The following is a 16,319-nucleotide window of genomic DNA, read 5'->3' on the forward strand; positions in this document are numbered from 1 at the left end:
ACGTGGGCCGCACTGCCCTTGCGGGCGAAGTAAAGGAGGAGGGGGCGGCCGCAGGCCGGCCCCGGGGGACATTCGCCGGCAAGGGCAGTGCGGCCCAGCGCTCGACCAACCATCCGCTGCTCTGGACCCACATCCGCAGCGCTCGACCAACCCCCGCAGCACCCGAACCGGCCCCCTTGGCAGGGGCAGGTCCGGGGAGGCGCCCGGCGGCGGGCGCCGCAGGCCTTACAGCGCCTGCAGTTCCTCGTTGGCGTTGCGCTTCTTCTCGGCCGGCGCATTGGCCGGCGGGGTCAGCATCACCGCCGGCGAGGTTTCCACCGGCACGTCCAGGTAGGGCAGCTTCAGAGTCTCGCTGGTCTGGCGGCGCACCGCGTTGGTCAGCGCCGCGCTGTCGTTGAGCTTGCGCCCGTACGACGGCACGATCTGCTTCAGGCGCGCTTCCCAGCCGGCTGCCATCTGCTCGGGGAAGGCCTTCTTGAGCAGGTCCAGCATGATCGGCGGCGACGTCGACGCGCCCGGGGACGCACCCAGCAGAGCGGCCAGAGTGTGGTCCTTGTCGGTCACGATCTCGGTGCCGAACTGCAGGATCGCGCCCTTCTCCGGATCACGCTTGATGATCTGCACCCGCTGCCCGGCGGTGACCAGCGTCCAGTCCTCGCGCTTGGCGTTGGGGAAGTACTTGACCAGTTCGGCCTGGCGGTCATCGTCATTCAGGCGCGCCTGGCCCATCAGGTACTTCACCAGGTCCAGGTTCTCCGCACCCACATCGAGCATCCCGGCCACGTTGTTGTGGTTCACCGACGAGTACAGATCGAACCACGACCCGTGCTTGAGGAACTTGGTGCTGTACAGCGCGAACGGCCCGAACAGCACCACCGGCTTGCCGTCCAGCTTGCGCGCATCCAGGTGCGGCACCGACATCGGCGGCGACCCGGTTTCGGCCATGCCGTACGCCTTGACCCCGTGACGTTCGGCGATGGCCGGCGACTGGAAGGCCAGGAACTGACCGCCGACCGGGAAGCCGGCGTAGTTCTTCGACTCCGGAATGCCCGACAGCTGCAGCAGCTTCAGCGCGGCGCCACCGGCACCAATGAACACAAAGCGCGACTTGATGGTCGACTCGTTGCCCGACGTGAGGTCCTTCACGGTGACGTTCCAGCTCTTGTCATCGTTCTGGCGCAGCGCGCCGACTTCATGCTTCAGATGCAGCTGGAAGTTCGGGCTGCGCTGCAGGCCGGCGGTGAGCTGGCGGGTGATCACGCCGAAGTTCACGTCGGTGCCGAGCGGCATCCACGTGGCGGCCACCTTCTGCTTCGGGTCGCGGCCTTCCATCAGCAGCGGTGCCCACTGCTTGATCTGCGCGGCGTCTTCGGAGTACTGCATGCCGTAGAACAGCGGGTTCTTCACCAGCGCCTGCTGGCGCTTGTGCAGATAGGCGATGTTGTCGTCGCCCCACACAAAGCTCATGTGCGGGGTGGGGTTGATGAAGTCCGACGGCTGACTCAGGCGGCCGGCCTTGACCTGGTGCGACCAGAACTGGCGCGAGATCTCGAACTGCTCGGCGATGCCCACCGCACGCTTGGTCTCGATGCTGCCGTCGGGCAGTTCCGGCGTGTAGTTGAGTTCGGCGAACGCCGAATGACCGGTGCCGGCGTTGTTCCAGCCGTCCGAACTTTCCAGGGCAACGCCATCGAGGCGTTCATAGACCTGGATGTTCCAGTCCGGCTGCAGTTCCTGCAGGAACGTGGCCAGCGTGATGCTCATGATGCCGCCGCCAATCAGGACGACGTCCACGGGCTTGTCGTTGCCGGCGGCGGGGACCGAGCGCTTGGTCAGCGGCCAGTACAGGAAGAGGGCCGATGCCAGCAGCAACAGCACGAGCAGGCCGAGGGCGACCTTCGCTAGTTTTTTCATGGGGATCCCAGAGGAAGGAGACGTGAACAGGATGCCGCCGCTGCCGGGGACGCCTGTGAAGACAGGGGTCACAGCGGTTCCTTGGCGCGGATTCTAGCCCTTTCCGGTACGGATTTGGTGCAACGCAGCATCCGATGGGGTGACCCCGACCGGTTCACGCAGGTAAACTGAATGCGCAACAGATCGCTACGAAAGAGACAGGTACGCAATGGCAAGGACGCTGGTTGTGGTCGGTGACCACCTCCATCTGGGCGGCACGGTACTGGCCGGCTCGCCCTTCACGGATATCGACGGACGCGCAGTGGCCCGGGTCAACGACGCGGTGCTGTGCAGCAAGCACGGCCCCGGCGTGATCGCCAGCGGCGACGCCACCCTCATCATCGACGGCAACCCGGTCGCGCGGCATGGCGACAAGGCCAGCTGCGGCTGCACCCTGCTGGCCGGCCAGCAGGCCACCGTGAGTGTGGAGGCCGGCGGCGGTGGGGGTGGGGGTGGCGGTGGCTCCAGCAACACGGCCGCCGTGCTCGCCGCTGCAGTCTCCATCGCGGCAGCGGTGCTGAAGGCGACCAGGCCCGCCGATGCGCCACCGGCCCCGCCCGAGGACGCCCCGCAATGCTGGGTGAGCGACCACGAGGCGAAGATCGCGGTGAACGCCGACGGCCGTTACTCTGAAACGCTGGACCCGGCGGGCACCCGCTACGACTGGACGTTCCCGGTGACCTACAGCATCGCGGTGCCGCTCAAGTCAGGCGGCGATATCGTGGTCTCGATCAAGGTCCGCGTGCAGCCGCTGGCCGGCGTCACCGCCGGCGACGTCACCACCGCCAAGCTGCGCATGATGGAAGGCGTGGATACCTACTGGAACGGCAAGTTCACCCTGGCCGTCAACGACCCGCAGTGCGGAACGCGTTCGTTCCCGATCCGCTATGCGATCCAGTGGGTCGACGGTGGCCAGGACTACACGCTGCAGCTGCACAAGGAATACGACCGCGAAATGGTCGATCCGCCGCTGGTGTATGTCGCCACCACCACCGACCCGTGGACCTACGCACACGAGTTCGCCCACACCCTGGGCCTGCCCGACGAGTATTCCGAGAACGAGGACGACGCCTCGGACACGGTGCGTTACATCCGTCCCGACGGCACCGTCGATCCGGTGGGGGTGGAAGCGATGGCCTACCGCGACAGCACCGACCCGCAGGCCACCATCATGTCCACGTACCATAGCGCCGGTACCCACCCCAGGCATGCCTGGAACATCGGTCGCGAGGTGCAGGAACGGCTCCGTCGCGAACTCGGCCGGGAGCTGACATGCACCGTTTCCTGATTCCCCTGATCGCCCTGTTTGCCGCTTCGCCCTTGTCTGCACAGAACCCAGAGCCTGCCCCCATGATCGAACTCCACGCCCGCTGCATCGACGACGCCCACTGCCGCTTCACCGGCGACGATGTCCGGGTGGAACTGGAACTGCGCAATGGCGGCCGCAGCGCGGTGACGCTGCCGGTTGCCTTCCTGCGCAAGCGGGGCCCGGCGGTACGTCTGGTGGACCGCCATTCGGGCAAGGAAAAGCAGCTGCGCCGCAACCCGGTGGACGGCTTGATGCTGAAGGACCTGGAGACCCTGGCGCCGGGCCAGTCGGTGCGCTTCAGCTGGCCGATCACGCCGAAGGAAATCAACGATTTCGCGCTGCGCCCGGTCGATCTGGATGCGGTCTTCAGCTTGAACATCACCCCGGAGCGCAAGGGTGCCGATGCCACCATCGTGCGCGCGAAGGTGCACATCGTGGACGGCCGCGCCGGGCTCGACGCGCGCTGAGCCGGCGCAGGGCGCGGGCCGTCAGGTCCCGCCCAGCGTGAAGTACTCCAGCAGGAAATAGGCCGCCTGGTAGGCCAGCGCGGCCGCGGCCAGCAGCAGATGGGCGCGCCGCGATCGCAGCGCCACGCCCAGCCCGGCGATCAGCAGCATCGCCGCGGTGTGCAGCAGGTAGGCATCGCCCAGCGCCTGCCAGCGGCTGTGCCCCTTGATCGCCGTATCGCCCAGATCCAGCACGGTAATCAGCGCCAGCACCCCGAAGAATCCGCCACGGCGCTGCAGCAGGTAGTTCTCCAGGCTGCCGAACTCGCGCACGTCGTCGGGGAACAGCAGCACGCACAGCATGTACCAGGCCGCGCAGTAGCCGATCACGAACACATAGGTGCCGAAGGTCCAGTGCCGCACCTCGATCAGGCGGAATTCCCACCACCAGAACGTCACCACCGACACCAGCGCCCACACGACCCAGCACAGGTGGATCCACGACCCGCCACGGTGCTGCGGGTGCTCGATGATCGAGGCCAGGCCGCGCAGCAGCGTGGTGATGCTCAGGCCGAGGATGATGCTGAGCACCACGCGGATGTGCAGGAAGACCGGATCGGTGTCCATCGACGTGCCCCTGGCGGGAATGGGCCGATGCTGCCCGCCTGCCGGTCAGGGGCGCGTGACCACCGTCAGCGCTTCCGGCGGATCAGCGTGGCCGAGGCCCCCAGCACCGCGCGGGTCAGCAGGGCCATCGTCTGCACATCGCCTTTCCAGTGCTGCCAGTACAGCGGCACGTCTTCCCACGCGCGTTGTTTCATCAGCACCAGCCGACCCGCTTCCAGGTGGCGCTTGACCAGCGGCAGCGGGTTCATCGTCCAGCCCAGCCCGCCGAGGTTGGCCTGCACGAACGCACGGGTCGAGGGAATCCACCAGGTCGGTGCCGTCAGCGGCAGGTCCTCGCCGGCCAGGCGCCGGGCGAAGCGCGCCTGCAGGTCGTCCTTGCGGTTGAACACCAGCACCGGGGCCTGCGCCAGCGACTGCGCGTTGACCCCCTTGGCGAAGTGCTGCGCATGGAAGGCCGGGGTGCAGGTGGCCGCGTAGCGGATGCTGCCCAGCGCGTGGATCTGGCAGCCCTGCACCGGTTCGTCCAGCGTGGTCACCGCGCCCAGCACCGCACCCTGGCGGAGCAGGGCAACGGTGTGGTCCTGGTCTTCCAGGCGCAGGTCCAGGGTGGTGCCGGTCTGCGCGGCGAAGCTGCGCGCGGCCTCGGGGAACCAGGTTTCCAGGCTGTCGTGGTTGACCGCCACCGGGATGCTGGCGTGCGGCAGGTCCTCGTCGGCGATGCCCATGCGGTGCAGGGCGTCGTGCTCGAGCAGCGCGGTCTGCTCGGCCAACTGCACCAGCACCTGGCCTTCCGGGGTGGCCACCGCCGGGGAGGAGCGCTTGACCAGCAGCCTGCCGACCCGGTCCTCCAGCGCCTTGATCCGCTGGGAGACCGCCGAGGCGGTGACATTGAGCGACTGCGCGGCACGCTCGAAACTGCCTTCGCGGACGACGGCGGCAAGCGCGCGGAGCTGGGCATGGTCGATCCGCATGGTCTTAAGCCTGGCTAAAGGTGGTTAAGTAAGTTTAGCTCTACTTTTCCATGTTGCGGCGCGACAATACGCGCCATCCGGTGCTGTACGCCTTGGCGAGGCACCGCCCCCCGCAACACAGGTGGTCTCCCATGTTCTCCATCATTTCCGGCAGCGCCGGGCTCGCCGCATGGTTCAGCGGCGCCGCCACCGGCATTGGTCTGTTCGCCGTCGTCGGCGCGCAGAGCGCCTTCATCCTGCGCCAGGGCATCCTGCGCAAGCACATCGTGCCGGTCGTGGCGACCTGCGCGGCGATCGACGCCGCCTTCATTTTCGCCAGCGTCGCCGGCCTGCGCACCCTGACCCAGGCGCTGCCGTGGCTGACCACCGCCGTGCTGTGGGGCGGCGTGGCGTTCCTGGCCTGGTATGCGTGGCAGTCGGCGCGCCGCGCGCTGGCCGGCGGTGGCGGCGGCATGGACATGGATGACGGCGGTGACACCTCGCGCCGCGCCGTGCTGATGTCGGCGGTCGGCTTCTCGCTGATCAACCCGCACTTCTGGCTGGACATGATGGTGATCGGTTCGATCGCCGAGAACTTCGGTAGTTCGCGCATGGCCTTCGCCGCCGGCGTGGTCACCGCCAGCTGCCTGTGGCTGACCGCACAGGGGCTCGGCGCGCGCCTGCTCGCGCCGTTGTTCACCAAGCCGAAGACCTGGCGCATCCTCGACGGCACCATCGCGGTGATCCTGTCGATCCTGGCGCTGACCCTCGCGTTCCGCGGTATGCATTGATACCTCTCTCCATCGATGCATACCTTAAATGGCACCGTTCGCGGTGCCATTTTTCTTTGTGCGTTCCGCACTGGTTCCCGACCCCACCTTCCGCCTAGAATCGGGCACTTGGACATGAAGTCCGGTAGCCCGGGGGGGATGGATGAGCAGGATCAGGTGGGCCGCCATGCTGGCGGTGGTGTGTGCGGCGCTGTCGGCGCAGGCCGGGGCGGTGGAGCTGGACCGCTATCTGCGGCAGCAGAGTTTCGAGGACATCCAGATATCGCCGGGAGGCGACTACATCGCCGCAACGATACCGCTGGAAGATGCCACCGCGGTGGCGATCCTGCGCCTGCCCGGCATGGAGATGGTGGGCAATTTCAGGCCGCCCAGGAACAACCATGCCCATACCGTCAACTGGGTCAGCAACGAGCGGATCGTGGTCGGCCTGGCCCAGAAACTCGGCGCGCGCGATGCGCCGCAGCCTACCGGCGAGCTGTTCGGCATCAATGCCGATGGCAAGCGCGCCGAGCTGCTGGTCGGTTACCGGGTGCAGGAAGGCCAGGGCACCTACATCAAGGTCAAGAAGGCGGGCGATGTGGCCGCCTACATGGCCGACGACCTGCCCGACGACGACCGGTATGCACTGATCGAGGTGTGGCCCTTCAGCGACGAGCCCTATCCGCAGGTCGAGCGCATGGACGTGCTCAGCGGCCGGCGCACGATGGTGGTCCGCTCGCCGGTGCAGCGCGGCAGCTTCACCACCGACAACCAGGGTGAGGTCCGCTTCGCGCTGGGCGCTGCGAACGACCGCGTCAACAAGCTGTATTACCGCGCCCCTGGCGGCGAGTGGTCGCTGATCAACAGCCAGAACGTGAGCGGCCGCACCGAGGTGCCGCTGGGCTTCTCGGCCGATGGCCGTCTGGCCTACCTGCAGGTTGAACAGGCCAGCGGGCCGGATGCGATCGTCAGCTGGGATCCGGAGACCAATGAGCGCCGGACCCTGTTGCGCGATGCGGTGGTGGACCCGCACAGGATCATCCGCCAGCCCGGCACCCGCATCCCGGTGGGCGCGCTGTACCTCGGCGATACGCCCCGCGCCGCGTTCTTCGACGACACCTCGGCCACGGCGCGGCAGTACCGCAGCCTGGAGGCCGCGCTGGGTGGGTCGGTCTACATCACCTCCAGCACCCGCGATGGCGGCAAGCTGCTGCTGGAAACCTGGTCCGGGCGCAATCCCGGCGACTTCTTCCTGTTCGATACCGCCCGCAAGAACGCCGCGCACCTGGCCAGTCGCAGCCACTGGATCGACGCGACCAAGAGCGCGGAGGTACGGCCGGTCGCCTTCAAGGCCCGCGACGGCCTGCCGCTGCATGGGTTCCTCACGCTGCCGCACGGCAGCGACGGGCGCAACCTGCCGATGGTGGTGGTGCCGCACGGCGGGCCCATCGGCGTGTTCGACCCCGGCGACTACGACACCGAGTCGCAGCTGCTGGCCGCCGCCGGCTACGCGGTCATGCAGATCAACTTCCGCGGCTCGTCCAACTATGGGCGCGCACATACCGAGGCCGGCCGTCTGCAGTGGGGCATGGCCATGCAGGACGACGTCACCGATGCCACGCGCTGGGCGATCGCGCAGGGCGTGGCCGACAAGGACCGCATCTGCATCTACGGCGCCAGCTATGGCGCCTACGCGGCCATGATGGGGCCGGTGCGCGAGCCCGGTCTGTATCGGTGCGCGGCAGGCTATGTGGGCGTCTACGACCTGCCGATGATGTACGCGCGCGGCGACGTGCAGAAGACCGAGTTCGGCCTGAACTACCTGCGCGAGTGGATGGGCCGCCCGAAGGACCTGGCCGACCGCTCGCCGGTCAACCTGGCCGACAGCATCAAGGTGCCGGTGTTCCTGGCCGCTGGCGGCAAGGACGAGCGCGCGCCGATCGAGCACACCAAGCGCATGGAAGCCGCCCTGAAGAAGGCCGGCGTACCGGTGGAATCGCTGTACTACCCGACCGAAGGGCATGGGTTCTACACCCAGGAGCACCGCACCGAGTACTACACCCGGTTGCTGGCGTTCCTGTCGCGCAGCCTCGGCGGTGCCACGGCCACCACCACACCGGCCGGCAAGGGCAAGGCGCCCTGACCACCACACCTGCGGCGGCGGCATCGCCCGCTGCCGCGCCACACCGGGGCCACCGTGCTCCGGAACATCGTTACCTGCCGGACACGCCGTCCGGCAGCAAGGGGGAAGAATGCGTACGTTGACCCTGACGGCACTGGCCGTCTGCATGACCCTGGCCGGGCAGGCCACCGCGGTGGATCTGGATCACTACCTGCGCCGCGACAAATTCACCAGCATCAAGATTTCGCCGTCGGGCGACTACTTCGCGGCCGCGGTGCCGATGGAAGACCGCACCGCGCTGGCGATCATGCACCGCGTGGAAGGTCGCCTGACCGGTTCGTTCGTGCCGCCGCGCGACAACCATGCGTCCGACTTCCACTGGGCCAGCGACGACCGCGTGGTGATCGGCCTGGCCGAAAAGTTCGGCTCGCACGATGCGCCGCGCCCTACCGGTGAGCTGTTCGCCATGAACGCCAACGGCGGCCGGGGCGAGCTGCTGATCGGCTATCGCGTGGCCGCACGGCAGGGATCGCGCATCCAGCCGAAGAAGGGCGACGCGGTAGCCGCGTTCCTGGCCGACGATCTGCCCAACGATCCGCGCGGCGTGCTGGTCACCACGTGGCCGTTCTCCGCCGACCCCTTCACCCGCGCCGAGCGCCTGGACGTGGTCACCGGCCATCGCCAGGTGGCCGCGCGCGCCCCGGTGCAGCGCGCGCGCTTTGCGACCGACCCGCAGGGCGAGGTGCGTTTTGCCTATGGGGCCGGCGGCGACAACGTCAACAAGCTGTACTACCGCGCCGCGGGCGGCAGCGACTGGACGCTGCTCAACGACGAGAACGACACAGGGCGCATTGAACGGCCGGTCGGGTTCTCCACCGATGGCGCGCTGGCGTACCTGATCGTGGAGCAGCCGCGCGGGCCAGCGACGTTCGTCTCGTGGAACCCGGCCAGCGGCGAACGCCTGCCCGTGCTCTCCGATCCCGTCGTGGACCCGGCACGGGTGATCTACCGGCAGGGCACCTCGATTCCGGTCGGTGCGCTGTTCATGGGCGATACCCCGCGGACGCGCTTCTTCGACGAGAAATCCGCCGACGCACGCATGCACCGCAGCCTCGAAGCGGCCTTCGGCGGCGAGGCGGTGTATGTCACCTCGTCCACCCGCGACGGCAAGCGCCTGCTGCTGGAAGTCTGGTCCGGCCGCAATCCGGGCGACTTCTTCCTGTTCGACACCGTCGCCAAGAATGCCGAACACCTGCTGAGCCGCAGCGACTGGATCGACCCGGAAGCGGCCGCGGTGGTGCGCCCGATCGCGCTGAAGGCGCGCGACGGTCTGCCGCTGCACGGCTACGTGACCGTGCCCAAGGGCAGCGAAGGCAAGCGCCTGCCGATGGTGGTGGTGCCGCATGGCGGTCCGTTCGATGTCTATGACGATGGCCGCTACGACAGCGAAAACCAGCTGCTGGCCGCCGCCGGTTACGCGGTGCTGCAGGTCAACTTCCGGGGCTCGGGCAACTACGGCCGTGCCCACGAGCAGGCCGGCGCGCGCCAGTGGGGCGGCACGATGCAGGACGACGTGACCGACGCCACCCGCTGGGCAGTGGAGCAGGGCATCGCCGACGGGTCGAAGATCTGCATCTACGGCGCCAGCTACGGCGGTTACGCAGCACTGATGGGCGTGGCCAAGGAACCCACGCTGTACCGTTGCGCGGCCGGCTACGTGGGCGTGTACGACCTGCCGATGATGCATACCACCGGCGACATCCAGGGGCGGCGCTCGGGCGAGACCTACCTGAAGGAGTGGATCGGCGAACGTGGCGACCTGGCAGCGGTGTCGCCGGTCAACCTGGCCGACCGCATCAAGGTGCCGGTGTTCCTGGCGGCCGGCGGCCAGGACGAACGCGCCCCGATCCAGCACACCAAGCGCATGGAAGCGGCGTTGCAGAAGGCCGGGGTTCCGGTGGAGTCGTTGTACTACCCCACCGAAGGCCACGGCTTCTACACCGACGACCACCGCCGCGAGTACTACACCAAGCTGCTTGCCTTCCTGTCGCGCAGCCTGGGCGGCCAAACCGCCACGGCACCGACGGCAGCCGCGCAACCCTGAGCCGGCACGGCGGACGATGGCGCCTACGCGCCATCGTCCGGCGGGATCAGAACACGTAGTTGAGGTGCATCTGCGCCTGGGTGTCGGGAGTGCCCAGCAGGCGCTGCGCCAGAACCGCCCCGCCCAGCGCCAGGCGCTGGCGACGGTAGTCCGCGCCGATCATCACCCGGTAGTCCACGCCCGACGTGCTGCCCGGCAGCTCGAATGCGTGGCCCTCCGCGCCCTGCAGATACGCCAGGCGACCGCGGGTGTGTTCTTTGACGGAACCGATCAAGGCCGCGTCGCCACGCACTGTCCACGCCGAACCGACCCGCGCCTGCGCGCCCGTGCCGGCTTCCCACTGCACGCCACGTCGCGTGCCGGCGCCCACCGACAACCCGAATGCATCCGCGCCGTGCTCGTGGAAGGCGGCCTCGCGGGTGTGGAACGCGGTGACCCCGAGCCGCGGTTGCCAGTGCAGGGCGGACGTCACCAGATCGCGGCTCAGCGTGCTGCCGATGCGGGTCCGCGAGAGCGCGCGCTGGCTGTGCGCCGTCGTGTGCGTAGCACCCCACTGGAGCTGTCGTTGACCGTCCATCCGATGCCACTCGTTGCCGAGGGTGTGCTGGAGGCGGAACGCGCCCAGCGACTGGCCGATGCCGACGCCGGCGAAGCGCGACTGGCTGCGCGTCTGCCCGCCGTCGTGTGCGGCATCCGCGCTGAGCAGGCCGGTCATCATCTGCAACTGGCGGCCGCCCTGCATCGGTACCGCCAACTGCAGGCCGGTGCCCACGCCCTGCACGCCGTAGCGGGTTTCAGCCCCCGGCCCGAATGCCAGCAGGCGGTGACCGTCGGTCGGCGCGCTGCGTGCCAGGCTCGACCAGAACGCCTCGCCGTTGGCGGCCAGGCGCTGGTTTGCCGCCATCACCTGCCCACCGGACAGCTGGTGCAGGGCGCGGTTGAACTCGGCTGTGTCGGCCACTTCCAGACTGTGGAACAGCGCCGTGTTGCCATAGCCGGCTTCCAGCGCTGCAGCCACACCCTGGACCGACGCATCGGCCAGCGCGCGGTAGTCATTGCGGGTCATCACCACATCGACAGTGCCGCTGGCATCGCGCTCGGCCTGGGCGCGCCACACCACCGTCGCGCTGCGGATGTTGTCTTCGCCGCTGTCGGCCCCGGTAAACACACCCTGCAGGTGGACCTGCGACGCGGCGGTGCCGCGGGTGAAGCCGGTGTCCACCGCGACGTCGGCCAGGTGGCCGCCCTGGTGCAGCACCATGCGCCCGGCGCTGCCATCGGCGTTGGTGCCCACGGTGTAGCCGCTGATGCCGCGAGGCGCCTGCCAGCCCAGGTCGGCACCGGGCCGGTTGGCCGCGGCGGTGGCGGCATCGGCGTTGATGCCACTGCCGATGCCATACACATTGACCTGGCCGTTGTTGATCAGCCGTCCGCTGCCGCCGCCCGCAACCTGGAAGGCATGCGAATGGTCGGCGTGAATATTGATCACGCCACCGCGGCGGTTGTTGAGCGTGGCCGTGCCATCCGAACGCATCGCCACCAGGTGCTGGCCGTTGGCCGCACCGGCGATGCCGAGGTTGATCGTGCCGTCGTTGATCAGGGTGGCGCCGCGCGCGCCGGACATGGCCACGGCCTGATCACCGGTAACGGTGAGGGTGCCCTGGTTGAGCAGCGTCGCCGATGCGCCTTCGGCATGCAGGGCCGCGTGGTTGCGGGCGTGGCTGGTGATCTGTCCGCCCGCCCGGTTGATGCCGGTGCTGGCGTGGGTGTCAGCGAGCAGGGTGAGCACCCGTGCATCGGCATCGAGCACGATGCTGCCGTGGTTGTTGAACGCTTCGATGGTGTCGCGGTCATTGCCGACGCGCGCGGTGGTGGCGTGGATCAGGCTGCCCTGGTTCAGCGCGCCACTGGCGTGGAGGGTGCCGTGATTCTCGAACCCGGCGGCACCGCCCAGCACGAACCCGCCGCCGTCCACGACCAGCCGCGCGGGGCGCTGGCGCTCGCCGTTGTCGAAATCGCTGTCGCCCTGCAGCACCACCAGTGTGTCGCGCAACTGCATGTCGCCGTGGTTGTCGATCTCCGCATCGCCGTCCAGGGTGATGCGTGCACCCTGCGCCGACAGGCGGCCGAAATTCTCCAGGCTGGCATCGGCCTGCAGATGCAGGCTGCCGCGCAGGTCGAGCTGGCCACGGTTGTCGAGGTCGCCATCGCGCTCGATCACCAGGCGCGCGGCCTCGCCGACGCGCAGCGTACCGTGGTTGTGCAGATGACCGTTGCTGCGCACCGTGAGGCTGCCGGCATTCAGATCCAAGTGGCCGTCGTTGCGTGCGTTGCCGATGATGCGGGTGTCCACCGGCTGATTCCATTGGGACTCACCGCCAGCCGCCACCAGGGTCTGGCGATCGCCGAACTGGCCGCCTTCCTGGCCGGGGACGGGACCGCCGCCGCCGTTCCCACCGCCATTGCCGCCGCCGTTGCTACCGCCGCCGCCGGCAGCGCCCGCCGCACCTGCTGCCACGGCGACGATGCCGCCGATCCACCACGCCGACAGGCCGCCTCGGCCGCTGGCCTGCGCCGTCTCGCAGTCGGTGTCGCCGACGGTATCGCACTGTGCCGCGGTGTCCGCGTGGGCAGGCACCGCAGGCACGCCGCACAGGGCGAGGGCAATCGTCGCGGCGAGCGGGTGGTGGAAGAGAACGGTACGGCGCATGGGCAGCTCCAGTCGTAGGTGCAGGACGAGGAAAGACGGAGCGGGTGCCGGTCGCGACACCGCTCCGACCGCGCGAGGGCGGTGAAGGAGCGTCATGGTCGTGACAACGCCGGAGGCTGTATTTGAAACAAATACGAAAAACCCAGAATGTGACCGGGTCGTATGGTGTTAGGAAACGTTTATGTGTTGCTGCTAACTCGCCGCGTGTAAAACGCACAACGGCACCGCGTGGGTGCCGTTGTGCAGGTGCGTTGCGATGCCGGGTTACTTCACCCCGTGCATCATCTTCTTCAGCAGCGGCGAGCACAGCAGCGCCACCGCCGCACAGCCCAGGCCGATCCACATCAGCAGCCAGAACAGATGCTCGTAGCTGGCGGCAGCGCTCGCGATGTTCATCGTTTCGCCTTCGGGCACCTCGATCGCGGCGAGCTTGCCGAACAGCGCGGCGAGGGTTTCGGAGAACGCAGTGGCGAGGAACCAGGTGCCCATCATCAGGCTGACCACGCGCGGCGCGGCCAACTGGGTGACCGCCGACAGGCCGACCGGCGACAGGCACATTTCGCCGATCTCCAGGATCAGGTAGGCCAGCACCAGCCACCACACGCTGGCCATCTGCCCGCTCGCGCCCACCTGCTGCGCGGCCAGCGCCAGCGGCACGAACGAGAGCGCGGCGAAGACCAGGCCGAACGAGGATTTGACCGGCTTGGACGGGTCCATGCGGCGTCGGTCCAGCCAGGCCCAGAGCATGGCGAACAGCGGCGCCAGCACCACCAGGAACAGGCCACCGAGATAGGTCAGCGAACCGGCGGTCTGCGGAATCACCAGGCAGTCGCGGATCAGCATCACCAGCATCAGCGCGACGATGGCGATGAACAGGGTGCGCGGCGCGGCCGAGGCCGGGTTGCGTTCGGACAGACGCGCGGCCACCACGAAGCCCAGCGGCGCCAGCAGCAGCGAGGCGATCGACCACGGCAGCGGGGTGCCGCCCTGGATCACCAGCGCGGGCACCAGGTCCTTGGTGAGCAGGCGGTCGGTGAAGGTCACCCACGAGCCGTAGGTCTGCTCGTACAGGGTGAAGAACACCAGGGCCATGAAGATCAGCGCCATCAGCGCGATCATCTGCTGGCGCTGCACCGGCGTGCAGCGGGTGCCGGTGAACCAGGCGAACCACACCAGCACGCCGCCCAGCACCACGATCATCAGCATCAACGCCAGGCTGATTTCACCGCCGAGGGCGAAGGCGCCGTTTGCGGCGGCCCACATCAGCGCGGCCACCGGGATCACGCCGAGCACCGCCACCGCATAGATCAGCCATTCGCGGCGGATGCCCAGCACGCGCTGGCGCAGCGCCGGGGCATCGGACGGCTCGGCGTGGCCCTGCAGATACTTCTGGCCCCACAGGAACATGGCCAGCCCGATCACCATGCCGATGCCGGCAGCGCCGAAGCCGTACTTCCAGCCGTAGGCTTCGCCGAGGAAGCCGCACACCAGCGAGGCGAACAGTGCGCCGAGGTTGATGCCGGCGTAGAACAGCGAGAAGCCCGAATCGCGGCGCGGGTCGTTTTCCGGGTAGAGCTTGCCGACGATGGTGGAGATGTTGGGCTTGAGGAAGCCCACGCCCATGATGATCAGCGCCAGCGACAGGTAGGTGATGCCCAGCGCGGCGTCATCGCGCACGATCTGGCCGTCGACGCGGGTGGCGGCATGGCCTTCGAAGGCCATGCCGAGGTGACCGAGCACCAGCAGCACGCCGCCGAACACCACCGCCTTGCGCATGCCCAGCCAGCGATCGGCCAGCAGGCCGCCGAATACGGGGATGCAGTACACCAGACCACCGTACGCGCCGAGCAGGTCGAGCCCGGCCTTGTCGCCGAACAGGTGGTACTTGGTGAGGTACAGCAGCAGCAGCGCCTTCATGCCGTAGAACGAAAAGCGCTCCCACATCTCGGTGAAGAAGCAGACGTAGACGCCTTTGGGATGGCCGAGGAAGTCGTCGGAGGCGGGCAGGGCAATGGCGGTCATGGGCGGGCAGGCAGCAGACAGGCGGCGATTATGCCCCCTGTGCTGCGCAGTTGCCGGCACCCGTTCGGGCCATTGCTACGGTGGGTGGGTGCCGACCGTCGGTCGGCACGCCCTGCTCACAGATACCGCAACCACGCCAGATCCCGCCGCCGCGCCTTCAACCGCGCGAACGCCCGGGTGGGCCAGTACAGCGCGAGGGCCAGCACCGCGGTCAGCGCCCACAGCGTGGCCACATGGTCCACGCCGACATACGCCCCGTGGGTTGGCCCCCAGTACGCCTCGGCGAGCACGTACAGCAGCTTCAGCACGTACAGGTGAAGCAGGTAGAAGAACATCGGCGCGGCACCGATGTCGGCCAGCGGGGCCAGCACACGGGCTACGGCCGGCCGCTCGTACAGGCGCAGCAGCAACAGCCCCACGCCCAGCGTCAGCAGCAGGAACAGCAGGGAAGGCGGGTACTTGGTGACGTTGAAGACGCTCATCAGCGTCGCCCCGGCGGTGCCGAGCGCCTGCCACGGGCTGTCGCCGTAGACGTTGGCCACACGCAGCAGCACGAACCCGAGCAGCGCGCCGCCGCCGGCCATCACCAGCCGGCGCTGGCGCTGCGCCGGCTCCCCGCCGCGCGCGAACCACGGCCCGAGCACGTAGCCCAGGGCGATCACGCCGATCCACGGCAGCACCGGGTAGGAGGTGCGCAGGCGCAGGTGCTCGCCCAGCACGATCCAGTCGCGCTGGTGCAGCACCTTCCACAGGATCGCCAGTGGCCCATCGCCACTCACCCGGACACCGTCGAGCAGGTTGTGCCCGGCGATCAGCACCAGCGCGAGCGCTGCCAGCACGCCACGCGGCAACCACAGCATCCCGGCCAGGGCGATCATGCTCAGGCCGATCGCCCAGATCACCTGCAGGTAGATCACGCTGGGTGGGAACTGCAGCGTCCAGGCGAAGTTGACCACCAGCAGCTCCAGCGCCACCAGGAACAGGCCGCGCTTGAGCAGGAACGCGCTCGTCGCACGCCGGCCATCGGCCTTCGTGCTGCCATACAGCCAGGCCGACAGCCCGGTAAGCAGCACGAACACGGGGGCGCACAGGTGGGCGAGCAGGCGGCTGACGAACAGCGCCGGTTCGGTCTGGTCCACGAGCATCGGGTCCGGCACCTGGTGGTGCAGGTAGAACGTTTCACGGACGTGGTCCAGCAGCATCAGCACGATGACCGTGCCGCGCAGCTGGTCGATGGAGGTGAGGCGGGAGGCGAGGGGAGCGGTCACGGCAACGCCAGAGGAGTGGCGCGATAGGATATAACATA

The 16,319-nt window shown here is 68.4% G+C and carries 11 protein-coding genes; 5 read left to right on the top strand and 6 right to left on the bottom strand.

From position 1 onward, the window contains the following. Positions 1-225: 225 nt before the first annotated feature. Entirely contained in the window at positions 226-1,914 is a 1,689-nt protein-coding gene (gene mqo / locus ACLB90_RS15210) for a malate dehydrogenase (quinone) (RefSeq protein WP_411850247.1), read from the bottom strand. Positions 1,915-2,122: 208 nt separating this feature from the next. On the opposite strand from mqo, the gene ACLB90_RS15215 reads away from it, so the two are divergent. Together ACLB90_RS15215 and ACLB90_RS15220 are read left to right on the top strand one after the other, a co-directional pair. Continuing rightward, complete coding sequence (locus ACLB90_RS15215; protein ID WP_411850248.1) at positions 2,123-3,241, top strand: PAAR domain-containing protein; 1,119 nt, start codon at positions 2,123-2,125, stop codon at positions 3,239-3,241. Between the two features lie 62 nt (positions 3,242-3,303). Next, entirely contained in the window at positions 3,304-3,729 is a 426-nt protein-coding gene (locus ACLB90_RS15220; RefSeq protein ID WP_411850249.1) for a hypothetical protein, read from the top strand. Positions 3,730-3,750: 21 nt separating this feature from the next. On the opposite strand, the gene ACLB90_RS15225 is transcribed toward ACLB90_RS15220, so the two are convergent. Together ACLB90_RS15225 and ACLB90_RS15230 are read right to left on the bottom strand one after the other, a co-directional pair. Next, the gene (locus ACLB90_RS15225) at positions 3,751-4,335 is read right to left on the bottom strand and encodes a hypothetical protein (RefSeq protein ID WP_411850250.1); all 585 of its coding nucleotides are present in this window, start codon (positions 4,333-4,335) and stop codon (positions 3,751-3,753) included. Positions 4,336-4,400: 65 nt separating this feature from the next. Then, the gene (locus ACLB90_RS15230; protein WP_411850251.1) at positions 4,401-5,306 is read right to left on the bottom strand and encodes a LysR family transcriptional regulator ArgP; all 906 of its coding nucleotides are present in this window, start codon (positions 5,304-5,306) and stop codon (positions 4,401-4,403) included. Between the two features lie 131 nt (positions 5,307-5,437). Here ACLB90_RS15230 and ACLB90_RS15235 point away from each other — a divergent pair, with 131 nt between their 5' ends. The 3 genes from ACLB90_RS15235 to ACLB90_RS15245 all read left to right on the top strand — a co-directional run bounded on the left by ACLB90_RS15235 (position 5,438) and on the right by ACLB90_RS15245 (position 10,281). Further along, positions 5,438-6,076 (top strand): LysE/ArgO family amino acid transporter, encoded by a 639-nt coding sequence (locus tag ACLB90_RS15235; protein WP_411850252.1) that lies wholly within the window; start codon positions 5,438-5,440, stop codon positions 6,074-6,076. Positions 6,077-6,218: 142 nt separating this feature from the next. After that, complete coding sequence (locus ACLB90_RS15240; protein WP_411850253.1) at positions 6,219-8,198, top strand: alpha/beta hydrolase family protein; 1,980 nt, start codon at positions 6,219-6,221, stop codon at positions 8,196-8,198. A 109-nt stretch (positions 8,199-8,307) separates the two neighbouring features. Then, positions 8,308-10,281: an alpha/beta hydrolase family protein gene (locus tag ACLB90_RS15245; RefSeq protein WP_411850254.1), complete on the top strand. Its 1,974-nt coding sequence runs from the start codon at positions 8,308-8,310 to the stop codon at positions 10,279-10,281. A gap of 46 nt (positions 10,282-10,327) precedes the next feature. On the opposite strand, the gene ACLB90_RS15250 is transcribed toward ACLB90_RS15245, so the two are convergent. The 3 genes from ACLB90_RS15250 to ACLB90_RS15260 form a co-directional block, all read right to left on the bottom strand. Continuing rightward, a complete protein-coding gene (locus ACLB90_RS15250; RefSeq protein WP_411850255.1) occupies positions 10,328-12,991 on the bottom strand; it encodes a hypothetical protein in 2,664 nt (887 codons plus the stop codon). A 264-nt stretch (positions 12,992-13,255) separates the two neighbouring features. Next, on the bottom strand, positions 13,256-15,013 hold the full coding sequence (locus ACLB90_RS15255; RefSeq protein WP_411850256.1) for a peptide MFS transporter: 1,758 nt from the start codon (positions 15,011-15,013) through the stop codon (positions 13,256-13,258). A 116-nt stretch (positions 15,014-15,129) separates the two neighbouring features. After that, entirely contained in the window at positions 15,130-16,281 is a 1,152-nt protein-coding gene (locus tag ACLB90_RS15260) for a DUF1624 domain-containing protein (RefSeq protein ID WP_411850257.1), read from the bottom strand. Positions 16,282-16,319 lie beyond the last annotated feature (38 nt).

The organism is Stenotrophomonas sp. LGBM10, from assembly GCF_046736075.1.
GTDB lineage: Bacteria > Pseudomonadota > Gammaproteobacteria > Xanthomonadales > Xanthomonadaceae > Stenotrophomonas.